The sequence below is a fragment of the Bradyrhizobium cosmicum genome (assembly GCF_032290525.1).
GTDB lineage: Bacteria > Pseudomonadota > Alphaproteobacteria > Rhizobiales > Xanthobacteraceae > Bradyrhizobium > Bradyrhizobium cosmicum_A.
The window spans coordinates 1-21375 of record NZ_JASXTA010000047.1 but is presented as its reverse complement, the minus strand read 5'-3'; the positions used below and the strand labels follow the sequence as shown (position 1 = coordinate 21375).

Here is a 21375-nt window from a genome sequence, read left to right as displayed (position 1 = left end):
CCCCCCCCCCCCCCCCCCCCCCCCCCCCCCCCCCCCCCCCCCCCCCCCCCCCCCCCCCCCCCCCCCCCCCCCCCGCCTCTGGCTTTTGTGATGGTCGCCGCGTAAGGACTGGCTCAGTCCAACCCGCCTCGAGCACCCTCCCATGAATTTCGATCGAAAGGCTGTCTGGTCCATTGCAAGGGGCTGGCTGGCCGGCATCCTCGTCATCGCCGGCTTTGCCACCGCAGGCGCGCCGGCGCGCGCCGCCAGCTTTCAGCCGCTCGAGATCGTCACCAGGAACGGCGTCCAGGTGTTCTCGGTGGAAATGGCAACCACCGAGGAGGAGAAGCAGACCGGGCTGATGTACCGCAAGGAACTGGCGGACGGCAAAGGCATGCTGTTCGACTTCAAGCCCGAGCAGGAAATCTCGATGTGGATGAAGAACACCTATGTCTCGCTCGACATGATCTTCATTCGCGCCGACGGCCGCATCCTGCGCATCGCCGAAAACACCGAGCCGATGTCGACGAAGATCATCTCGTCCCGGGGCCCCGCCCGGGCCGTCCTGGAGGTAGTGGCGGGAACGGCACAGAAATACGGCATCCGCCCCGGCGACCGGGTCGGCCACCCCCTGTTCGGCACCAAATAGAGCGATTAGGCGGAATCATCGCCGCCTGGCCGGCGGCTTGAAAGCTTGCTGGCGCTTTGGGAAGCGTGTATCGACGGGGCTCACCGGACATTCGGGGTATAGCGCAGCCTGGTAGCGCGGCAGTTTTGGGTACTGCAGGTCGTTGGTTCGAATCCAGCTGCCCCGACCAGTCAACCCTTTGAAACTGCCTGTACATTTTATCTCCCTGTTTGACGTCATTGCGCCCGCACTACCACCGGGGAAGCACCGGGGAAGCACGAGCGCCGATTCTAGGACTGTCGAGCGGTTTTGCACCGCCCGGGACTGGACGATTTCAGTTCAGCTTCTTTTCCATCGCTGACTTGGCTTCCATCATCAGCATCGCCACCGGTAGGGCCACCGCCGCGTCGATTTCGACCAGGTTACCGGGCAGGGGCCGGAATTGGCCCGCGGCTTTGCCTTTGAGCGGCGCCAGCATCGCCGCAGCCGTCGCTGAGCTTACATGGCAGCGGATCAAGGCATTTCCATCTTCAATTGCCAGGATCAGGTCGGCCCCGCGGCGAGCGAGGAGGGCGCCGAGATCATTGGAGTTCGTCGAGGTGCGGACGGCTATTGAGTTGCGCATAGTGTTTTGCCTTTCGAGCAAGATGCGAGTCCAGGGGCGAAATGACCGACACTAGGCGGCCCCGCGCACCTTTGGGCGTGCGCCTTGGACATACGCGCGCGGCCCCTGGACAAGAATTGTGATTGCCGCTCACCGGATTGGCTATCGGCTAGTGTTTCGGGCTTTCGACCCGCAGTCAGGATGCGCCCTGTTCAAAAATCAGCAATGAAAACTTTGTCTGGAAAAGTCTAATACGTAAGACCAGACGACTTAGCGTTTGATCGAATTCGCGCATTTATCGGTTTCATCGCTTTTGTCGGGTTTTGGAAACGCGCAACACCATACAAGAAATGGCTTTCCTGCAGGGGTGTTTGCGACTCAAAGTGTCGAGTGGTGACAATGAGTTAGCTCGCTCGCGCAAGGCGCGATCTCGAGACTCGCGCTTGCAGCGCTCTAGGACGTCCAAGAGACGTCTCGATAATGCCTATCGACGACGAGCTTGCATTATCGGCGCGAGCCGGCATGCGCAACCGCAGTGCCCGGCCGCCCCGACCCCGGCGCCACTCGCTACCCCCGGGGGGAGGTGCCCGCTCGTAGTGCAAAGGCCGCAAAGCCGCTCCGCTAATTTTGCGATTCCGGGAAGTTCAGTGGCGGAGCCGTGCAGGGGCTAGCATGTCTGCCACGGGCGCTGACCGGACGCCTCGACTGCATCCATGATGTCAAATCCCTTGGCACATTCAACCAAGTGCGTAGACTGGCCGCGATCCATCCAGGAGGGAGACTTGGCGATCGACCGGCAAAACCGACGGTTGACCACGATCCTCGCGGCCGATGCAGTCGGCTACAGTCGGCTTGTGGGTACTGACGAGGAAGGTACGCTCGATCGCCTCCGGGACATTCGCAAGGACTTGATCGATTCCGCTATCGCTGCTCATCGCGGACGCATCGTTAAAACCACTGGAGACGGCTTGCTTGCCGAGTTCGCGTCGGTTGTGGATGCGGTTCGTACGGCAATCAACGTGCAACGGGCCTTGTCCGAGAGGAACGCCGGCGTAGCACCGGATAGGCGCATTGAGTTCCGCATCGGCATCAATCTTGGTGACGTGGTCGTGGAGGACGATGGTGATATCATGGGCGACGCAGTCAACGTGGCGGCGCGATTGGAGGGGATTGCCGAGCCTGGCGGTATTTGCCTGTCCAGTGCGGCCTATGACCAGGTACGTGGCAAGATCGATATCGCAGCGCAAGATCGCGGCTACCAGAAATTGAAGAATATCGCCGGACCGGTCCAAGTCTATACGCTATCACCCACGTGCCCGACAACAACGGCGCCGCACAAGGCCATCGCACCGCGGCTCTCTATCGTCGTCCTGCCCTTCGTCAACCTCGATGGCAACAGCGAGCAGGACTACTTCGTCGATGCTGTAACCGAAAGTCTGACAACCGACCTTTCCCGCATTCCTGGAGCTTTCGTCATAGCTCGCAACACGGCCTTCACCTTCAAAAGCAAGCCAGTGGACGTCCGGGTGATCGGCCGCGAACTTGGCGTTCGCTACGTGATGGAAGGGAGCGTGCAGCGCGGCGGCGACCGCGTCCGCGTCAACGCGCAGCTCATCGACACGGAAACCGGCGCGCACCTTTGGGCCGAACGTTTCGACAAGCCGCGCGCCGACATCTTCGACATGCAAGATGAGATCACCACGCGGCTCGCGCGGACCGTGGGCATCGAACTCGTTGCTGCTGAAGGCCGGCGGGCCGAGCGCGAACGGCCAAACAACATGGATGCCGTAGATCTAGCTATGCGCGGTTGGGCAATCCTCAACCAACCCTTGTCGCTGCGCCGCGACCGTGCGGCGTGCGGCCTGTTCGACGAAGCGCTCAGGTTGGACGCCCAAAACGTCGAGGCCTTGGTCGGTGTCGCGTTCTATCATGGCAACGAACTTCGCACCTTCGCCTCGACCAATCGGGACGAGCAGCTAGGAATCGCGCTTACCGCGATCACTCAGGCACTGACGCTTGCTCCGAGCAACGCTCTTGCCCATTTTGTCCACGCCAACCTCCTGCATGTCTCGGGCGCAACGGAACGTGCGCTCAGCGAGCTTGAGTTCGCAATCGGGCTGGATCGCAATCTGGCCTGGGCGCACGCCGACGCAGGCTTCATGAAGGTGCTACTCGGGCGCGCGGAAGAGGCAGAAGCTAGTCTCGCAAATGCAATCCGTCTCAGCCCGCGCGATCCCGGACTGGATCGCTGGCACGCCCTGCTTGGGATTGCCGATCTATTCCTCGGCCGGCTCGACTCTGCCCTGGACCGGCTACGTAAATCAGTCGGATTGAATCCTAATGTCGGCATGCCTCATTTCTTCCTGGCGGCGGCCTCAGCGCTCAGCGGTCGCGCTACGGAGGCGCGAGAAGCGCGGAATGCCGGCCTCCGGCTCGACCCCAACTTCACCGTCGCCAGATTTCGCAACGAACGACGCAGTGAAAACCCGACCTTCCTGGCGCAGCGCGAGCGCATCTACGAGGGCCTGCGCTTGGCAGGTGTGCCGGAGGGATGACGTCGCCTACTGGGCAACGTCACTAGAGAGCCGATCCTTAACGGCGGGCGGCGCAGCCAGGAGCAACGCACGATCTCGGATGTTGCGCCAAAAGAGTGTGCTTAGACACTACGGCTCTGGCGTGTGCAGCAGGAAAGCAACACTCCACAACACCTTGCGTGAGCGCACGAATGTTAATTTGCGCGATGGGGACGATTCAGGCCAGCTCTCTGCAACAAATCTAGTAGCTGCGGGGGATAACAATGACTGTCACGCATGGAATCGGAGCTGCCGTCCTGTTCCTGATCACGATGAGCTCTGAAGCCTATGCCGCGCGCCAGCACAGGCCGGGCGAGCGGATTTCCTGCTCTGAAGTCAGATACTACGTTGCGAGGTATTCGGCAGCGGTGGCTGAGATGTATGCCCGCAATCAGGGGGCCACTAACAGCCAGATCGAGCGAGCTCGGCGTTGCTTAGCCTCAAACGAGGCCGCTGACACTGGTCGACAACGGTCCTACAGCGAATGAGCATACGCGACGGTTGAGCCGCGCTCCTGAAGCGGCCGAGGCAAGTCTGTGTACGTTAGCGAGGTGCTGCTAACGGGCAGTGTTAGCCCGACCGCTGGCGCATAGTATTGATGGCACACGTCAGCGTGCTCTTGTTGCGTTGCGCCAGCGTCCTAACGTGAATTGGGAAGCGCATTTAAGAAAAGAGCCGCTGAGTTCTCGCCCAAGCGGCCTCGATAGTCCAAGATGTAGAATGCCCTCCCAGCCTGTGTGTACTGCCATTACCTTGTTTGCGGTCATACCACTGCATTTTTTAGGGCAGTGGAGCTGATTCCGCTGTGACCTGAACCACACATCGCAGCGCCATTGCGTTGCTCGGAGGCGCCCGACCTTTTGCATCGGCGCTAGGATCCTGTCCGAGTGGAATTACCAGCCACTCGGCCGCTCCTAACCTTTCGGTCACTACTCCAGAGTCATAATTCAATCCACGGACGTCTACGCCGCTTCGCCGACGGCACCCACCGCGCAATCCCGCGCTCTTCCTCTCACCCCGTCGGCGGCAGATGTCCTACCCCAGCAAATACACGCGCCAGTACGATTATGTTGCGTACCAAAACGCGAACCCCAACCGGCCGTTGCCTGCCGGACAAATCCATGCGGATCTGAACCAAGCCGCTATCTCGTCAGCCGAGATCGTCGATTTTCTAAAGAAGTCACTTCGCTCCGACGGAGCGATTATGAATGCCGCCGTCGGCGTCGACCAGTTGGCGCCGGCCGTCAAGGCCAGCATAGGCGATGCGGCCGCCATCCAGGACATTCTGGACCAGATCGAAGCCGTGGACGCCTCGGCCACCAGCGCGGCTACTTCCGCCACGAACGCCAACTTGAGCGCGGCGGCGGCGTCCACCAGTGCGACGAATGCCGTCACCAGCGCGAGTTCGGCGGCTACCAGCGCGACGAACGCGGCGGCATCGGCTGCCGCACTGGCCGCAAGCACGCCGAGCTACGGAACGCGCGCAGTAGCGGCCGCAACGACTATTCCGATCAGCACGACGGTGATTCAGATCGTACGCTATGCGGCGGGCTACCCGCTCGCGCCGGCGACATACATACCAGGTACGTCTGGCGGCCCGATGGCGCTTCAAGAGGCGGGTGGCCATTGGTGGGAACTTGATGTCTCCGGGAACGAGCTTCTGATCCCGTGGTTCGGGGCGAAAGGCGACGGGTCCGCGGCGGACACGGCCGCAGTTCAGGCCGCATATACGCTCGCCGCCGCCGGCAAGAAGCGTCTCGATGGGATGAAACTCAACTACAAGATCACGAGCACAATCACGGGCGCGAGCGATGTGGAAACGGTGGACGCCACCTTTGCGCAGACCACGCACACTGCGCATCCAATGTTCAATTTCAACGATAAAACCGAATGGAAATTTCGCCGCTGTAGGTTTGCAGGCGACTTTGCGACGGACCTCGATTATTCGTCGACACAATACGGCGCGATCGTCTTCGGTAACTCTGGCTCGAGCGATCAGACCGGAATAGCGGTCGAGGAATGCATATTCTCGGGGTTTCCGGACAACTACTATATTAACGGGGCCATCACGGGCTCAGGCGGCATCCTAAATGCGCGCTTCAAGCGCAATCGCGTCCTCTCGGATTTGGGTGCCAACTACGTCGACCAGACGCGTATCTGGCTTTCTATGTTTGCGACCGGCTCAAGCGCCGGGACGACAGGGCGCTTTTTCGATACCGAGATCCACGAGAACTACATCGACGGCAACAGCTTGACCATTCCGATCACTCCCTGGTCAGGCCACACGCGCATCAGCATCAAGAACAACTTCATCCTGAACCCGGGTGCGCGGTCTCTGTTCAACAGCAGCGTCGGCACGCACAATTGCTACGCCATGATTGGCGGTTACGACACCGTCGGAACCATCGGAAACTCCACAACTTGCGGGCAAGATGGCGAAATCTCGGGCAATGTTATCGTCAATCCGCCATCCGCCGGTATCTATTTCGCCACGGCGCTGAATTTCAACGTCCACGACAACACGATCATGGGGCAGTCGAGGACGGACGACGCCACTTTGCCGAGGGCAGGGATTTCCTGCAACGATCTTCGCAAGTCGAAGGTCCACCACAACCGTATGATCGGCTGCTGGGGCGGGGTGGCCGTCGTGACCACCACCGGCGGGTCCGACGTGGTCGAAGTCGCGGACAATGAGATTTACGGAAATACGGCGACCGATTCCTTCGGTATCAGGATCGGCGCTCCGGCCGGGACGACAACGTCGAACGTGATCGCGCTTCGACGAAACACGATCCGGTTGACAGGCTCCGCCAGCCTTGGCGTGCGAAGCCTTTCGACGTCGAGCGCGAAGTACGGAAGCCTGATTATCGAGGGGAACGATATTGTATCGCCATCTAGAGGGATCGATCTTGGTGGGTCCTATTTGGCTGGCAACGGCACGATCAGAGGCAATAAATACGGTGGGGTGCTGTCTGTCGGAGCCCTCATTATCAGTTCCGTGTCCGGGCTCGTGATCGTGCAGAATGAGACCATCGATCTCGCAGCTGCGACCGGCTACGGCCTGATTGCGGACAGCTCGACTATCGAAGTCAACGGCATGCAATTCAACGGCAAGACTTCCGGGTCAGCGTGCATTTCTGCCGTCAGCGCGGTCGGCACGATCGAGGGTGTCTCGTTCCGGGGGTGCACCGCTTCCTTGCGAGTGGCGGCGTCTTCACTCGGCTACTCTATCCCCACCAACACAGGAACGCCTGGCGACTATGTACAGAACCTCAATCCCGACCTCTCCGGGACGAGCGTCGCCTTTGGCGGCTGGTACTTCAAGACCGGAACGTCTTGGATCACGGGACCATAAATGACCAGCCAGATCGAACCACTCTTGGACACGCTCGGAGCCCTCAACACCAACGTGGGGTATCTGTGGGGCCGCAGGGCATTTACAGCTGCGGAGTATCTATGGCCCAGCTGATAGAATTCGAAGGTCAGCAGCACGAATTCCCCGACGACTTCACGCCGGCGGACATTCAACGCGCGCTCGCGAGCGTGCCGCCTCCGGCCGCCGCGCCTCCCGTTGCGGCGCCTGCACCTCCTGCGCCCGGCCTCGGCGCGCAGAACGCGGCCCAGCAAGGCCGCCTCTACGTCACTCCCGAACCCGCTCCGCAGCCGATCGATCGCCCCGCGTCGATCCTCCCGAGTAGCGTCGGCGGCGCGGTGCGCGACTTCACGGTCGGCGCCCAAGGCGTCGGCAAGGGCCTCACGGACATCGTCACCGGACCGTTCGACCTGGTGGCAGGTGCGCAGAACCTCGTCACCGGCGGCATCAACAAGCTGCTCGGCACGAACATTTCGCCCGCGATCCCGGCGTCGAAGCTGGTCGAGAAGGCCACCTCGGTCCTCCCGGGCGTCGATCCGGCCACGATGTCGCGCAGCGAGAAGCTCGCTTATGACGTCAACCGGTTCGGTACCCAGGCGATAGGCACGGGCGCCATGCTGGCGCAGCGTGCGCCGCAGGTGGCCGAGGCCGCGACACGTTCGGACACAATGGTCGGCCGCGTGCTGGATCATTTGGCCAGACCGTACACCGCGGCGCCGGCGCGCACACTCGTTGGAGACACAATAGGCGGCATGGGTTCCGGCGTCATGGTGAACGCAGCGGATAACTACGTTCCCGAGCACGCTGTCGTCGGGGACACATGGCCAAAGGCGATTGCCAACGCGCTTGCGCCCCTGGTCGGAGCCGTCGGTGCGAACAGCCTCCAGGTCACCGCTGAGGGCCTTGGCGGGTTAATCAAGAACATCGCGACGAAGTCCTTTGGCTCCGCTTCTGCGCCGATTCCGCTGAACCCCAACACCAAGGTACCGTACAGCACCGCTGATGTTGACCGAGCGGCCACGAAGCTTCAGGCCGCCGCATCGGGGTCACCGCGAGCGCTGGCGCAAGATATCCGCGTGAACGCTACGGCTCTCTCTAGGCCTAGCGAGGCGGGCGTCGAGCCGTTGCAAAACTCTGCCATGCCAACTTCAGGCCTCCTTTCACGCGATCCTGGCCTTATCACCGCGGAGCAGGGCGCGCGCCTAAAGTCTTCGCCTGACTTCGTCAAGCGAGACCAGAACGTCAAAGCCGCCGCTGCCGAGCGTGTTGAATCCACGCGGGATCCGCAGGCTGACTTGGGTGCCGTGATGCGCCGCGCCGCGCAGGCCCGTGAAGCACGAATGGGAATCGCCGAGAGTGACATCCTTCAACGGGAAGAAGCGGCTCGCGCTGTCGACCAGATCCGCGCCGATCAAGGCGAACCGTTCGGCCCGCTCGCGAACACCGAAGTCAAGACAAATGCTTCACGACGGCTGGATGAGGCCCTCGTCGATCAGACCTACATCCCAGCCCGTGCCGAGAAGAACCGGCTGTTCGATACGGCAGCCGGGCGGCACGAAGAGCTTCCCGCAGACGAGATATTGGTGCCATCGATCGTGTCCGCAATCAAGCAAATGGATTGGCCCCAGGCGTGCTCCCGGAAGACTTTATGCGGCGGCTCGACGCCCTTCGGCCGCAGATGGTCGAGCATCCGCCGGAGAGCGGGCAGCTGGTCAATGTTGGCGGCCCCGGCACGGCCAACGGCGGCGATCTGGCTGATCTGCGAAAGTTCATCGGTCCAGCTATCGAACGCGCGCAGGCATCCGGGAATTTTGACTTGGCCGACAACTTGCAAGCACTTCGACGCTCGGTCAACCGCACGATCGAAGAAGCGTCCGGCTATTCGGAAGCAAATGCCAACTATCGTCAATTCGCAGACCGCTTCCGCCCCGAGCGCAATGACGAAATGGCGCGATTTACCCGCGAGCTCGACCGTGGGGGCCAGAACGTCGAGGGGAGCTGAGCCGTGCGGGAACGCCACCGAGTGCCACCGCGGGTCGTTTCCTGAACAGCGCAGAGAACGCGGCTGCATTGCCGCGCGCGCTCGAAGGGTCGCCGGCGGCGCCGGCTGGGTATGCTGCGCTTCGCGACTATCTCCGTGCGGACTTCTCCAAGTCGGCCCTCAACAATGACGGGACCGTCAACTCGATCCGGGCAAACGCATGGGTACGAAACAATGCGGACGTCTTGGCGCAATTTCCCGCAGTGCGCGGTGAGTTCGACGATATCGCCGCGGCCGCGCGTCGTGGAGAACAGATGTCGGCGCAAGCGCGTGCGGACCTTGATGCCGCTCGCAGCGCCCGTAATGTAACCGAAGCTGAAATTGATCGATCGGCCGTCGGTACGCTGCTTCGTGAAGATCCGCGCGACGTCGCGCAGAAGCTCCTCGGCCGAAAATACGACGCTGGAGCCAAGCTGGACGAGATCCACGCGCTCATCAAAAACGATTCGCAGGCAACGCGTGGCTGGAAGGCCGCCGTGTCTGAGGTTCTCGCCGACAAGGTCCAGGGCACGCGACAAGTCGGCGAGACCCTCGAGGTACAGTTCGCTCGATTGGCGCGGGAGTTCAAAGACAATGAAGCACTGCTCGCGAAGACGTTCTCTCCGGAGGAGATGAACAACCTTCGCCAGGCGCACAAGATCTTGTCGTACTTCAAGGAGGCCGAGAAGCGAGCTACGGTTGGCAGCGATACAGCCGAGAAGCTTAACATTCCCGGTTGGGCTCAGTTGGCCGTGCGCCACTTCAAGGGTGATCTCGCCGGCGGCGGTCTCATCAAGCGCTTCAAGTTGCTCCTCGAGATGCTTCCTTCGAACAAGCAGAATGCGGGCGAGATCGTCCACATGGCTTGGTTCGATCCTAACGTCGCAGCATACCTTCTCGAGCGGCCAGTGAGGAATCCGGACGTGCCGCAGTACAACATCAATTTGCGCCGTCTCATTGCGGTCGCCAACGCATCCCGCGAAAACTAAGGGGGTTAGATGCCGTCGATCGCAGCCTACGACCTCAGCGAACAGCAACGCACGTTGGTGCGCCTTATCGTCAATGAAGGCAAGCGGCCCGAGGAGGCCGCAGAGCTCGCCGGCTATCATCCGAAGTCGGTTTATAAGACGATGCGACTGCCGGCCGTGGCGGCTGCAATTTCGGAATCAATCCAGCTCGACCTTGCTGTGGTTGGCGCTCCACTGGCTTATCGGGTGGCGAAGTCACTGCTGCAGGACGCCAGTATTAGTGCTCGTGTGCGAGCGGACCTTTCGATCAAGGTTCTGGACCGGGCAGGGCACATTGCGCCCACTCGGAAGGACTCGTCGTCGCAGCAGAAGGCGCTCTCCGAGATGTCTCGCGACGAGCTCGCGGCGTTTATCGAGCGCAACCAGGCCGAGATCGACAAGGTTGAAGGCGAACTAGCGTCGAGGGCGAAGGACGTGTCCTATTTGGGATAAGGAGTGCCGCGAGTTCCATTCTCCGGCTGGAACGACTTGGACATGGTTCGCGCCCGCAGGTCGCGGCTCTCAAGGCGCAATTGCTCGAGCGCGGCTCGATTGGCGCGATCGGCTGGCGTGGGCCGACCTTCCTTTTGGGAGGCTTGTCGGCGCGACTGGTGTCCTCGGCGGCCGGCCGGCCGAAGCTGGGCGTCCTCGAGAAAACATCCTGCAGCTTCTGCGGCAATCTTTCGTCGCGCAGGCGGATCAGGTGATCGAGTGAATGTCCGCATTCGGCAGGGGATAGCGAATGCGCGTGGTCTGTTGTGGCCCTAAGCCGAAGGTCGCTTAAAGACGTGTCATGTCGGCTCTCAGAGGCAAACCGGACGTCGATCCAGCTTGGCGTCTACCGCCGCTTGTGACCCTTAGCGGAATCACGATCCAAGGTCGGGCTTTTGTAACCAGCCGTCGACGTGAACCTCTGGAACGAACTAGCGCCCCACTAGCATGAGCGTCGTCAGGTTCATGTAAGGAACGGATCACGGCTTGGCTCTCACTCGTCACAAGGCAGCGGTTGGGAGCACTTCTGCACAAAGTATGGCCCGCACAATCCAATTCAGATGGTCGTCCACGAGGGCGCAAGCGCTGATTGCAAACCTCCGTATGTGGACGCCCGATCCTTTTTCTTGATGCGTTGCGACCCCTGATCAGCGATACATTGGGATAGCATAGGAGCGGGGGCGAGGATGATCACGGCAGCACGGGAAGCAGTCGACCTGCTGCAGCAAGCGGCGAACAGTTGGCAGTTCGATGGTACTCGGCATGGGATGAGTGATCGAGAATGGATGGCGCTGCGATTTCTTGCTCGTGCAAATAGGTTCTCACGAACTCCTTCTGCATTGGCGAAATTCGTCGGCACCACTCGCGCCACGGTCTCCCAAATGGTCAAGCAGCTTGAGGTGAAGGGTTACTTGGAGCGCAAGGGCTCCGACAGTGACAAACGCTCAATCGTTCTCTGTATAACGCCGCGAGGAGAGAAAATCCTGACACGCGATCCCATTGCGCCGCTTGTCACTGCAATTGCCACGGTTGACCTTGGCGCTCACAACTTTCGAGACACGCTTCGTTATGTCTTGGATCGGCTCGACACCGCCGAGCATACTGCCCATGCGGGTAATTGCAGACAGTGCATCTTTCTGATGGAAAGAGGCTCCAAGAGGAGCAAGATACAGGCCGACTACACTTGCCTAATTTTTCGCACCGCGATCAACAGAGAAGAGATGGACCTTCTGTGCTTTAACTCCGAGCGACGGCAGGCAGCAGGCTAGCTGCTTCTTTGCCCAAGTGCGGTTTTGGCCCAACTGCGACCTCGGAGGCGATCCGCTCTTGGGCAGATATTGACGGCAAACCGGACATCAGACGGCCGGCCGCTTTAATGAGTACACGCCTTAGTTAGAGGCCGGGCGGCGCTGGCCGCGCGCTTGCTTGAGAGCAGGTCAATGCCGTACGATTGGCGCCTCGCGAGGCGCATTGACGCCGATCTGCTTCAGCCCGTCGACCGTGGTCTCGCCCTTGCTGGCGGCTTCGAGGATCATGGAGGCCATGTGGGCGCGGGCAGCGGTCTCGTAACGGGACACGCTCTCGCACACTTCATCGAGAACCGCGCGCAAAACCGCGGTGCTTTCAGGCGTTGGCCCTCGCTCGTTCGCGCGCCTCGCGCCGACGTTCGCGGCGTTCGCGCCGCCGCTTGGCTCGATCAACCGGCTGCCGCAGCGGAGGAACCTGCGTTGCAACGACTATCGCACCCGTAGTCTCCTCGACCAAAGGCACCTGGATCGGTTCGGCCGCAGCGGAGCGGGCTTCCATGAACTCGAGCACCGCCCGTCCCTTGGCCGTGATCTGCCACCCGCCGCTGGTGCGTTCGACCAGCCCGTGGGAAAAGATGTCGAGATCGGGCACCCGCGAGGCGAGTCGCTTGGTCCGGTCCGCCCATTCGCGGCCACTGGTCGCGAGGATGGCCATGTCGCGCTTGAGGTCCGCCATCACGGCGAATCCTTCCGGGTAACTCACCAGGATCTTCAAGACTGTGACCTGGAAGTTCACCCCGCACCTTCCGTTCAACGCCACATGGTCGGCGCTTGTGCCAGGGCTTTCCGACCGATCTGCCGCAGCACCTCCGGCGTCGCTTCGCCGGTCTTTGCGGCTTCCAGAATCTTGCAGGCCACGTGGGTGCGAGCACCGGTCTCGTCGCGGGGTAGCGTTTCGCAGACCTCGTCGAGTACCGCTCGCAATAGAGCGGTTGTCGCTTGTTCAAACATGGGTACGCCCCTCGGAAAACCTGATCCTACCGCAACTCTTTCCATTTCCGATTCACGAATGTTAACTAAAGAACTCTGCCGCACTGCACACGGCCTGCGCCGCTCCTGAAATCCTGCTCGATACTGCGCCTCTCAAATCGGTAGGCCGAGTTGCGGCTCAGCCTGGCCCTCACCGTGGAGCAAAGACAGGACACTCCGAGAAGCCGGACCGGTCGTGAACTTGGCATCTCGTTCTGGAGCAAGGCCATCGGACTCGCTGCGGGCTTGAGTTCGCAAGAGTTGTAGACCTATTGCGCGTGATAATCTCGAAAGGGGCCCGGGTCGTCGCTATCGCCGGTCACGTGGCCGGCCCAACCGGATCCTCCTTGACGCCGCGGGCGACGATCCGGAGCGATCCGTCCGGCAAGGGTCGCTGCAGCTTCAGCGCGTCCTGCGGAGGAGCGGTCATCCAGGTCTCAACCTCTTCCGGTGTCGTCAGGATCACCGGCATCGCCTTCGGATGGATGGCCCCGACCTCGGCGTTCGCGTCCGTGGTCAGAAATGCATAGAGATCGTTGGTAGTCTCGCCCTCCTTGACCTTTCGGACCGAAGTCCAGTTGGTCCAGATGCCGGCGAAGCAGGCGAGGGGGCGGGTCTCGTCGAGCGCGAACCAGATGTCGCCGCCTTCTGCCTTTGAACTCGCTGAACGAGTTGAACGGCACTACGCAACGGTTCTCGACGCCATGCCATCGCGTCCAATGTTTGCTCTTCACGTTGCGGATGTTGGTCGTGCCGCCGTCCGGCTCCATCCGGAGCAGTTCCTTGAAGTCGCGCGGCTTGCCCTTTGACGCAAGCTTCTCGGCGCGCTTCTTGGTGGCATCCATCAATGCCTTGGACGAAGATGGCATGCCCCAGCGCGCTGTCGCGAGCTCGCGGCCCTCGGCGCCCGTGCGGACGATTGGGGCGTTGTAGTCCGGGAAAACGCCCGGCATCGGCGCCAAGTTGCCGAAGTACCGGTTGACCACCCGGAACAGCTCGCTAATGGCGGCCTGGTTGGTCGTGATCGAGTAGAGATTGCACATTATTCAGGGATCGCTTCGAGAATGACGCGGCTGCGCGGCGAGTTGTAGCAGAGTCGCTGCGGGCCGCCGGCCCGCCGTGGCGCATTTACGGCAGCGCAGGCGATTGGCAAGGTCGTGGATGAAGGTGGTCGGCACGTGCTTCATCGCGGCGAGGTCGACGTCGCTCGGCGTCTTGCATCGGGCGCAGCGGATCTCCAGCCACGGTTAGCCAGCGTTGATGGCCTGGTCGATCGCGGGCGACGGATCAATCGGCTCGCCGTCCGACCACATCCGCTCGTTCCAGCTTTCGCAGAGCAACCTGTCTGCTTGCTGCAGCCTGATTTGAGCCTTGGCTCGCATCTCGGCCGATTGCGCGGCCAGGATGTTGGCCATCGCACGCGCCTTGCCGAGCTCCTTGTTCAGAGCCTTGCGGTCCCCTCCGGAGAGGGGCGTCGGGTGATATTTCGGCGCCACGGACTGGCGCCTACGACATGTTGAAGGTCGGCCAGCAGCCGTCTTCCTCGTGGCGGCCGGTCCGCTGTTGGCAGGTGTCGTCCAGTAAGCGCTTTCCAACGTCCTTCCAGAGGGCTTGAGGACCGGCCAGCCGAACCGCGTCGGCCTTCTGGATCTCGACCGTCCGGCTACAGCGGCGGCATGACACCCGCAGAATATGTCCCGACATTTCGCATAGTCGCAGCGTCCGGATGGACGTGCGCGTCCGGCCCTCGTCCGCTCCTGCATCGTCGAGGACGGACTGCCAGTATTCGGGCGGCATGTCATCGGCGGGACCCGGCGCGGGCGCCGGCGGCAGGTTTCTGCGGACGGCAGCAGCTGCCATCTTCTCCATCTCCTTGCGGCTCGGCATGCGCCAGCTTGCGGGTCTGTCGGTCATGAGTAATTAGAACATATCAAGAACATCAGAGTCGAGTCCGCCCAAAGTTGGAAAGCGGGGAAAATGACGGTGGGGACGCGGCTCGGCTGTCGGAACCGTCCGGCGCCGTTCGTCTTGAATCCAAGTCCCTGCACCTTGGAGCGTTGCGTACCCATGGCCCCCCGCGCGAACTGGAAAGGCTTTCTGCGTCTATCCTTGGTGACCTGCCCAGTGGCGCTCTACCCGGCGACGTCGGAAAGCGAGAAGATCTCGTTCAACCAGCTCAACCGGCAGACCGGCCATCGCATCAAGTACCTCAAGGTCGATGCCGACACCGGTGACGAGGTGCCGAACGAGGACATCGTCAAGGGGTACGAGCTCGACAAGGGCCAGTACATCGAGGTCTCCAAGGAGGAGCTCGAGGAGATCGCGCTGGAATCCACGCGCACCATCGAGATCGACGAGTTCGTCGACCGCAGCGATATCGACCCTCGATATCTGATCCGCCCTTATTACATCAGACCTGACGGCAAGGTCGGGCATGACGCCTTCGCCGTGATCCGCGAGACCATCCGCGAGATGGACAAGGTCGCGATCGGGCGGGTGGTGCTGACGAACCGCGAGCACATCATCGCGCTTGAGCCAATGGACAAGGGGCTCGTCGGCACGCTGCTGCGCTACCCGTACGAAGTCCGTAGCGAGCAGGAGTATTTCGATGAGATCCAGGACGTGAAGGTCACGAAGGACATGCTCGATCTCGCCCGGCACATCGTGAACCAGAAGGCCGGCAACTTCGAGCCGGAAAAGTTCGAGGACCATTACGAGACCGCGCTGATCAAGCTCATCAACCAGAAGCGTGCTGGAAAGCCGATCACGCCCAAGGAAAAGCCGGCAGCGACCAACGTTGTTAACCTGATGGAAGCGCTGCGGCGGAGCGTGGGTCAGGAACCCGCGCCGGCGAAAGCCGGCAAGCCCGCCAAGAAGCCGCGGAAGGCGGCGGCCGGACAAAAGGAGATGCTGATGCCGATTGCCGGCAAGAAGCCGGCCAAGGAAGCGGTGGCAAAGAAGCCTTCGGCAAAGGCGCAACGGAAGTCGGCCTGACGATAGAGTAGGGAGAGCCGCATGGATATGAAAGAAACCTCGGCAATGACGGAAGCGTCAGGCCTGGTCGACCAGGGCGTCACCGAACGATCGTCCAGCGCGAGATCGAGCGTCGCGGGGACGGCTCGCCGGTCAAGCCAGTCACCCACGTGGGATGCCGCGATGCGCTTGGCCGATCAGTTGCGCGAGGTGACCGTGAAGGCGCCGTTGCGGTCAGTGGCAACGGCCTTTCTGATCGGAGTTTGGGTCGCTCGTCGGCGCTGAGCGGGCCGGCGGCAGGGAAGAGGGCGAGAACCTCAAGCCATTTCAGGCGTCCCCGGGTTTTAGGATACTGGTCGCAGCACCGCAGTCGTGAGTTGGCCTGACATGCGCTGCGAAGCAGGCAGTCACCCGTTCGGGCTCCAGGCTGAGTCCGAAGGCGGGCACTCGGGGCACGTGTCGCCCATCGAGTCGAGGACGTTCCGGATTTCGGCCGCCGCTTCCTCCCGGGAAGCCCCGGCAGGCGGATCTCGACGTGCGATATCCAAGGCGCGCTCGCGCGCGTGCGGATCGGCGCGGTCCTTTGCCCAGCCGTGCTCCTCGCACTCGTTGATGGCGCCGGCCTCCCGCAGCACGTGGATGGCCCAGCCGCGCAGTGTGCGGATCGCCCGTGGTCTTTCCTTCGTCATCAGCATCGAGATCGCTCCTGCCGTGACGAATCCCTGAGACCGCCGGCTCGTTCCGGGCGCTTAGCACGGCTCAGGGATTCCGAAACGCCGAGGCTCAGGTTTGTCCACCGCCCCCGCATGTTTCCAATTTTTGATATACCGAATTTCGCTTGCTCCGTCGGGCAAAACAGTGGTTCATAAGGCGCTGGCTCTAACCATTGGGAGGCCAGCGTGATGGCAGACGAAGTCGAGACCTCTTGCGATCTGACAAAGATCGCCAAGCTCAACGGCGACTTCAGGAGAAACTACGGAACCTTGCTTGGGGCGTTCCTGTACCTGAGATCGATCAGTGCCGCACGCGGGCGTTCTTGGCTGTGGGGTGGCCTGTTTTCCCTCGTCTGCTCCGCCGTGCTAGGATGGCTGAGCAAGCACGGCTTTTCATAGCTCTAGTGACCGCCAAGCGTAATTGGCGTGGCTTGTAGCGGAAGCATCGCATGGCCAACGCCCTGATCATTCGCCCTGGGTCCGATCTGCTATCCCCCTCAAGCGCGGGACGAGCCGCGCAATATGTCCGGATGTCTACGGACCATCAGCGTTACTCCACGCAGATCCAAGCGGCCGCAATCGCAATGTATGCCGCACAGCATGATCTCGTGATTGTTCGCACTTATACGGACGAAGGCCGAAGCGGCCTTCGGATCGAGGGTCGCGAGGGCTTGATCGAGCTTATCGATGACGTCCGTAGTGGCCGGACAGACTTCGACCACATCCTTGTCTATGACGTGAGCCGCTGGGGAAGATTTCAAGATGTCGATGAGAGCGCCTATTACGAGTTCACCTGCCGCCTAGCGGGGATCAAGGTTTGCTACTGCGCCGAGCAATTCGACAATGACGGCAGCGTCATCGCGAGCATCGTGAAGAATCTCAAACGGGTGATGGCGGCCGAATATTCACGAGAACTTTCGGTCAAGGTCCACGCTGGCGCCTGCCGCGTCGCCAGTCTCGGGTTCAAGCAAGGTGGCCCTGCGGGGTATGGGCTCCAGCGCGAACTGCTCGATGAAAGCGGGGGCTCAAAGGGGATATTGCTGAAAGGCCAACGCAAGCATCTGCAGACGGATCGGGTGGTGATCCGGCCCGGAGCGGAGAACGAGCAGCGCATCGTCGCTCGGATCTTTCGGGAGTTTGTCGTTCGTGGCCGATCGCGTGGATCCATTGTTCGCCTTCTGAACAATGAGGAAATCCCTAACCACAGAACGAAGCCGTGGTCACTTGCAATAGTCAGGCAGGTTTTGAGCAACGAGGCCTACATTGGTAATAGCGTCTATAATAAAATGTCGGTGCGGCTGAGGCAGGCGAAGAAGAAGAACCCACCGGAGCTATGGATTCGGGCCACTGGTCTTTTCGAGCCGATCGTTGACAAGAGCATCTTCCTCAAAGCCCAGAACCTGTTGAAGGAGAAACAAGGCCGATGGTCGAATGAGCTGCTACTGAAGAAGTTGCGAGAGACGCTCTCGGTGAATGGAAAGCTGAGCGCCTCGATTATGGCTGCTACGCAGAATATGCCAAGCGCCGCACTTTACGCATACCGATTCGGCAGTCTGAGGGAGGCCTTTCGCCGCGTCGGCTATGTCGATTGTGAGCGGAGTTACGACTACGCCGACGCGCGGAAGCAATCTGAAGCGGAGCTGTCAAGACAGGTAGAAGCTCTGGTCGCTCGTATCAGAGCGCGTGGCGTTACCGCAGTCTTTGACGCACAAACTGCAGTGATAACGGTTGCCGGCAAGCTCCCCATTTCGGTGCGGATGGCGCGCTACTATGTCGGGCGACGCCACGCTCCCTGTTGGTTGGTCCATCGCCGCACCTTCGAGGCAGCCGGACTCATTCTTGCACTCCGATTGGACACCGAGACAAACAGGCACGTCGTTGATTATTTCCTCTTGCCCCTGCACGAAATGGCTAAACACGTGATTGGCCTCACGGCGACGTCTCGTTCTCGGTTTGCTGTCTATCGCTGCCCCACGATGGAAGATCTTTTGCGGGCCATCATGGAGAAAGTTGCAGCTTTGCTGACATGACGCGATGTCATTACACCATTTTCATCGCGAGACGGACCAAAGTCGAAGGGCTAGTCCTGGTCTTTTGGTTCATTGCTTAAAACAGCGCTGTACAACCAAAGGCCACACTTCGGCAGCTGTCTCCCCTGTCATGTGGTCTTGGTTGTCGAAATGGTCATCGTCAAACTTGTACGATAGTGTTGTAAAGTCCACGAGAGGAACCGAAAGGCTGCGGGCCAACCGATCCATGTATTCATCGAACAAAGCGTAACGGCTGTCGGTGATCAGTTGTTCAGTCTGTAAATATTGTGCAGTCACGGGGGTACGGAAAAGGCATACCTGAGCTCCTCGGGCCAACAAGAACGCGATAGCTTCTTCGAAATCTCTGGCTGCCTGAGAGGCCTCAAATCCAGCGATCGGGTTTTGATCGTAGACCCTGCTGATCGTGAGCATCTGACGTTTGTCTGCCTCCAGCCGGTCCCATGTGAAGGCCCGTCCTGACTCGGCCGATCGCTTCATCCAGTCTTGAACCCAGACCAGCGTTTCCTCTGGAGTAGGACGACGCAGCCCCGCCTGTGCGGCAGGAAAGACGTGATCGAGGATTGTAGCGCCGTCCGTTACCAAATTATCGAACATCGTACTTTGAAACGTCCTTGATAGAACTAGAGGATGGAAGCCGAGAACTGACGGAGCAAAAGCGCCTTCCGTGAGCATGAGTTTTCGGTGCCGATGATAATCTCCGAACCATTGCGGCGCCGCTTGAACGATCACGCGCTGAGGAGCCTTTTGATCGTAAAGATAGTGCACCAGGCGAAGTAGCTCAGCTGGCTGCTGTCCAGGTTGGCCGAGCATCGCGTACCCCGGCATCAATTGTGATACGCCGACGTGGGAGTCTCCCAGGATCGCGTTCCGAGTATCCACGGCGGTCAATAGTTTGATGTAATAAAACGAAAAATCGGAAAACTTCTTCGAATAACGGCAGTAAGCCTCGGAGAGGCCGGCTACGGCGACAAGCACGACCACAAACGCTGTAAGGCGAACGCTAAAACTGGAAGTAGATGAACGCATTGTGTTGACCACGAGCCATTGCAATAACGGAGATGGACAAAGCAAGCGCGGACAACGCCGCGAGGCTTAGCGAAACTGGCGCGATTCCGACGGGCTTTGTCCAGTCGATCCGATCTCGATCCCATTCGATCCGGAATAGTGTGGGAATGTTAGGTAGAATAATGACCCAAAGGGTCAACGCAGAAACGAGCAGCAGCTGGCGATTGCTCACCATGTATGCTGGCTGCGCATGGTTTTGCCAGATCGAAGCGAACCAATTCCCCGCCACCCCAAAGCTTGGTGCCCTAAACAGCACCCACGCCGCAAGTATAACCATGCTCGTTACAGCCCACCCAGCAAACTTCAGGCCTCGGTTGCGCGAACATGTTTCCGACCAAGGCAATTGTCTCCACGCGTGATTTGCGATCAGTGCAAGCCCGTGGAGACATCCCCACGCAACGAATGTCCAAGCAGCACCGTGCCAGATCCCTCCGACGAGCATCACAATCAAAAGATTTACGAAGGTGCGCAACGCACCTCGGCGGTTGCCGCCAAGCGGAATGTAAATGTAGTCCCGAAGGAAGGACGAGAGCGTGATGTGCCAGCGCCGCCAAAACTCGATGATCGAGGAGGATCGGTAGGGCGAGAAGAAATTGACGGGTAGCCGGATTCCGAACATCCAGGCCAACCCGAGCGCCATTTCCGAATACCCGGAGAAGTCGAAGAAGATCTGCAGCGAATAGGCCACGATGGCACAGATCGCGTCGATCTGTTTGATCACCCCTTCTCCAAGACTGGTCACCGATGGGTCAACGATCGAGCCCATGTTGTCAGCCAGCACTGTCTTTTTAAAAAGGCCCAGGCAGAAGAGACAAAAGCCGGTAAATAGTTGCTCGGCCGTGATTCTTCTCGCGGAAGAAAGCTGCGGCAGTAGTTCTCGATATCGGATGATTGGCCCCGCGATCAGCTTCGGGAAAAGCGTTACAAAGGCCAAGTAACTGACAAAATCGCCGCGCTGAACCCGTTTGTTCCGCACGTCGGAGAGAAAAGATATCTGCTCGAACGTGATGAAGGAAAGCGCGATAGGCAGAACAACGAAGATTTGCGGCCAAGTCTGGCCGAGCACCAAGTTTGCATTTTCGATGATGAAGTTGAGATACTTGAAGGCGACGAGCATGAGGACGTTCGCGGTCACTCCCAGACCTATGATGCGCTTGTCAGGAAATTGCTCGATGGACGCCGCAAACAGATAATTCCAGACCGCGGAAACGATCAGAATCAGCACGTACTCGGCCCGAAACCAGGCGTAAAAGATCAAAGACAGGGCGATAAGGGCGAGCAGGAACGCCCGCTGGCTGTAAAGGTTCGCGGCCACGAGTGTGGCGTAAGCGACCGGGATAGCGAGCAGGAATTCAAAACTGGAAAAAAGCATATTCTACGGGCGGTTCTAGTGCGTCAGCGCGGCTACCTGACCGAGCAGTGCGTTAGCCAACTCAATCTGTCAACCAGCAGCCGTCATCAGACTTTTGTTCTATTAGCAGGGTATAGCGCGACAATCTGGATGGGAAGCGCGCGACAATCAGGATGGCGAGTGGGTGTCGCGCCGAGGTGATGATTGCCGCGATGATTGTCGCGCGCAAGAGTTTTGTTCGCTCTGATTGTCGCGGAGCGTCAATCAGCG

At 60.3% G+C, this 21375-nt stretch carries 20 protein-coding genes, 1 tRNA gene and 2 pseudogenes; 12 read left to right on the top strand and 11 right to left on the bottom strand.

Going from position 1 to position 21375, the window contains the following annotated elements; genetic code table 11:
* Nucleotides 1–142: 142 nt before the first annotated feature.
* Both QSV46_RS38375 and QSV46_RS38370 read left to right on the top strand, forming a co-directional pair.
* The gene (locus QSV46_RS38375) at nt 143–628 is read left to right on the top strand and encodes a DUF192 domain-containing protein (RefSeq protein WP_314963904.1); all 486 of its coding nucleotides are present in this window, start codon (nt 143–145) and stop codon (nt 626–628) included.
* 92 nt (nt 629–720) lie between these two features.
* Nucleotides 721–797 (top strand) — tRNA-Pro (locus QSV46_RS38370).
* A 144-nt stretch (nt 798–941) separates the two neighbouring features.
* On the opposite strand, the gene QSV46_RS38365 is transcribed toward QSV46_RS38370, so the two are convergent.
* Nucleotides 942–1253 (bottom strand): hypothetical protein, encoded by a 312-nt coding sequence (locus QSV46_RS38365; RefSeq protein ID WP_314963903.1) that lies wholly within the window; start codon nt 1251–1253, stop codon nt 942–944.
* A gap of 740 nt (nt 1254–1993) precedes the next feature.
* On the opposite strand from QSV46_RS38365, the gene QSV46_RS38360 reads away from it, so the two are divergent.
* The 6 genes from QSV46_RS38360 to QSV46_RS38330 all read left to right on the top strand — a co-directional run bounded on the left by QSV46_RS38360 (nt 1994) and on the right by QSV46_RS38330 (nt 11944).
* Nucleotides 1994–3766: an adenylate/guanylate cyclase domain-containing protein gene (locus QSV46_RS38360; RefSeq protein ID WP_314963902.1), complete on the top strand. Its 1773-nt coding sequence runs from the start codon at nt 1994–1996 to the stop codon at nt 3764–3766.
* A gap of 1048 nt (nt 3767–4814) precedes the next feature.
* Nucleotides 4815–7139 carry a hypothetical protein gene (locus QSV46_RS38350; protein WP_314963900.1) on the top strand — a complete coding sequence of 775 codons (2325 nt, stop codon included), beginning with the start codon at nt 4815–4817 and terminating at the stop codon, nt 7137–7139.
* Nucleotides 7140–7240: 101 nt separating this feature from the next.
* Nucleotides 7241–9328 (top strand): hypothetical protein, encoded by a 2088-nt coding sequence (locus QSV46_RS38345; RefSeq protein ID WP_314963899.1) that lies wholly within the window; start codon nt 7241–7243, stop codon nt 9326–9328.
* Nucleotides 9329–9383: 55 nt separating this feature from the next.
* On the top strand, nt 9384–10166 hold the full coding sequence (locus QSV46_RS38340; RefSeq protein WP_314963898.1) for a hypothetical protein: 783 nt from the start codon (nt 9384–9386) through the stop codon (nt 10164–10166).
* A gap of 9 nt (nt 10167–10175) precedes the next feature.
* On the top strand, nt 10176–10637 hold the full coding sequence (locus QSV46_RS38335; RefSeq protein WP_314963897.1) for a hypothetical protein: 462 nt from the start codon (nt 10176–10178) through the stop codon (nt 10635–10637).
* Between the two features lie 725 nt (nt 10638–11362).
* Nucleotides 11363–11944, top strand: a complete 582-nt coding sequence (locus QSV46_RS38330; RefSeq protein WP_409997278.1) for a MarR family transcriptional regulator — start codon at nt 11363–11365, stop codon at nt 11942–11944.
* Nucleotides 11945–12112: 168 nt separating this feature from the next.
* Here the strand turns inward: QSV46_RS38330 and QSV46_RS38325 are convergent, their stop codons facing one another.
* From QSV46_RS38325 to QSV46_RS38300, 6 genes and pseudogenes are all read right to left on the bottom strand, one after another.
* On the bottom strand, nt 12113–12253 hold the full coding sequence (locus QSV46_RS38325; RefSeq protein WP_314963906.1) for a hypothetical protein: 141 nt from the start codon (nt 12251–12253) through the stop codon (nt 12113–12115).
* Nucleotides 12254–12299: 46 nt separating this feature from the next.
* Nucleotides 12300–12719, bottom strand: a complete 420-nt coding sequence (locus tag QSV46_RS38320) for a hypothetical protein (protein ID WP_314963896.1) — start codon at nt 12717–12719, stop codon at nt 12300–12302.
* 14 nt (nt 12720–12733) lie between these two features.
* Nucleotides 12734–12934, bottom strand: coding sequence for a hypothetical protein (locus tag QSV46_RS38315; RefSeq protein WP_314963895.1), 201 nt, complete (start codon nt 12932–12934; stop codon nt 12734–12736).
* A gap of 337 nt (nt 12935–13271) precedes the next feature.
* A pseudogene (locus QSV46_RS38310) lies at nt 13272–13995 on the bottom strand (SOS response-associated peptidase).
* 3 nt (nt 13996–13998) lie between these two features.
* Nucleotides 13999–14448: pseudogene (locus QSV46_RS38305) on the bottom strand (hypothetical protein).
* A 10-nt stretch (nt 14449–14458) separates the two neighbouring features.
* The gene (locus QSV46_RS38300; RefSeq protein ID WP_314963894.1) at nt 14459–14866 is read right to left on the bottom strand and encodes a hypothetical protein; all 408 of its coding nucleotides are present in this window, start codon (nt 14864–14866) and stop codon (nt 14459–14461) included.
* 153 nt (nt 14867–15019) lie between these two features.
* Here QSV46_RS38300 and QSV46_RS38295 point away from each other — a divergent pair, with 153 nt between their 5' ends.
* Entirely contained in the window at nt 15020–15946 is a 927-nt protein-coding gene (locus tag QSV46_RS38295; protein WP_314963893.1) for a Ku protein, read from the top strand.
* 21 nt (nt 15947–15967) lie between these two features.
* Nucleotides 15968–16210, top strand: a complete 243-nt coding sequence (locus QSV46_RS38290) for a hypothetical protein (protein ID WP_314963892.1) — start codon at nt 15968–15970, stop codon at nt 16208–16210.
* A gap of 122 nt (nt 16211–16332) precedes the next feature.
* Here the strand turns inward: QSV46_RS38290 and QSV46_RS38285 are convergent, their stop codons facing one another.
* The gene (locus QSV46_RS38285; RefSeq protein ID WP_314963891.1) at nt 16333–16620 is read right to left on the bottom strand and encodes a hypothetical protein; all 288 of its coding nucleotides are present in this window, start codon (nt 16618–16620) and stop codon (nt 16333–16335) included.
* A 207-nt stretch (nt 16621–16827) separates the two neighbouring features.
* Here QSV46_RS38285 and QSV46_RS38280 point away from each other — a divergent pair, with 207 nt between their 5' ends.
* On the top strand, nt 16828–17037 hold the full coding sequence (locus QSV46_RS38280) for a hypothetical protein (RefSeq protein ID WP_314963890.1): 210 nt from the start codon (nt 16828–16830) through the stop codon (nt 17035–17037).
* Nucleotides 17038–17087: 50 nt separating this feature from the next.
* Nucleotides 17088–18668, top strand: a complete 1581-nt coding sequence (locus QSV46_RS38275; protein ID WP_314963889.1) for a recombinase family protein — start codon at nt 17088–17090, stop codon at nt 18666–18668.
* Between the two features lie 69 nt (nt 18669–18737).
* Here the strand turns inward: QSV46_RS38275 and QSV46_RS38270 are convergent, their stop codons facing one another.
* The 3 genes from QSV46_RS38270 to QSV46_RS38260 form a co-directional block, all read right to left on the bottom strand.
* On the bottom strand, nt 18738–19715 hold the full coding sequence (locus QSV46_RS38270) for a hypothetical protein (RefSeq protein ID WP_314963888.1): 978 nt from the start codon (nt 19713–19715) through the stop codon (nt 18738–18740).
* A complete protein-coding gene (locus QSV46_RS38265; RefSeq protein WP_314963887.1) occupies nt 19690–21126 on the bottom strand; it encodes an MBOAT family O-acyltransferase in 1437 nt (478 codons plus the stop codon). Before QSV46_RS38265 ends, QSV46_RS38270 begins: the two co-directional genes overlap by 26 nt.
* 61 nt (nt 21127–21187) lie before the next feature.
* The coding region (locus QSV46_RS38260; RefSeq protein WP_314963886.1) for a hypothetical protein at nt 21188–21375 on the bottom strand (188 nt) is incomplete at its 5' end.

What these genes read in the sequence shown, in the direction of transcription:
- QSV46_RS38275 (WP_314963889.1), top strand. Translation starts at nt 17,088, where the DNA reads ATGGCCAACGCCCTGATCATTCGCCCTGGGTCCGATCTGCTATCCCCC.
- QSV46_RS38285 (WP_314963891.1), bottom strand. Translation starts at nt 16,620, where the DNA reads ATGCTGATGACGAAGGAAAGACCACGGGCGATCCGCACACTGCGCGGC.
- QSV46_RS38300 (WP_314963894.1), bottom strand. Translation starts at nt 14,866, where the DNA reads ATGACCGACAGACCCGCAAGCTGGCGCATGCCGAGCCGCAAGGAGATG.
- QSV46_RS38290 (WP_314963892.1), top strand. Translation starts at nt 15,968, where the DNA reads ATGGATATGAAAGAAACCTCGGCAATGACGGAAGCGTCAGGCCTGGTC.
- QSV46_RS38335 (WP_314963897.1), top strand. Translation starts at nt 10,176, where the DNA reads ATGCCGTCGATCGCAGCCTACGACCTCAGCGAACAGCAACGCACGTTG.
- QSV46_RS38270 (WP_314963888.1), bottom strand. Translation starts at nt 19,715, where the DNA reads ATGCGTTCATCTACTTCCAGTTTTAGCGTTCGCCTTACAGCGTTTGTG.
- QSV46_RS38350 (WP_314963900.1), top strand. Translation starts at nt 4,815, where the DNA reads ATGTCCTACCCCAGCAAATACACGCGCCAGTACGATTATGTTGCGTAC.
- QSV46_RS38280 (WP_314963890.1), top strand. Translation starts at nt 16,828, where the DNA reads ATGGCAGACGAAGTCGAGACCTCTTGCGATCTGACAAAGATCGCCAAG.
- QSV46_RS38295 (WP_314963893.1), top strand. Translation starts at nt 15,020, where the DNA reads ATGGCCCCCCGCGCGAACTGGAAAGGCTTTCTGCGTCTATCCTTGGTG.
- QSV46_RS38345 (WP_314963899.1), top strand. Translation starts at nt 7,241, where the DNA reads ATGGCCCAGCTGATAGAATTCGAAGGTCAGCAGCACGAATTCCCCGAC.
- QSV46_RS38315 (WP_314963895.1), bottom strand. Translation starts at nt 12,934, where the DNA reads ATGTTTGAACAAGCGACAACCGCTCTATTGCGAGCGGTACTCGACGAG.
- QSV46_RS38265 (WP_314963887.1), bottom strand. Translation starts at nt 21,126, where the DNA reads ATGCTTTTTTCCAGTTTTGAATTCCTGCTCGCTATCCCGGTCGCTTAC.
- QSV46_RS38375 (WP_314963904.1), top strand. Translation starts at nt 143, where the DNA reads ATGAATTTCGATCGAAAGGCTGTCTGGTCCATTGCAAGGGGCTGGCTG.
- QSV46_RS38330 (WP_409997278.1), top strand. Translation starts at nt 11,363, where the DNA reads ATGATCACGGCAGCACGGGAAGCAGTCGACCTGCTGCAGCAAGCGGCG.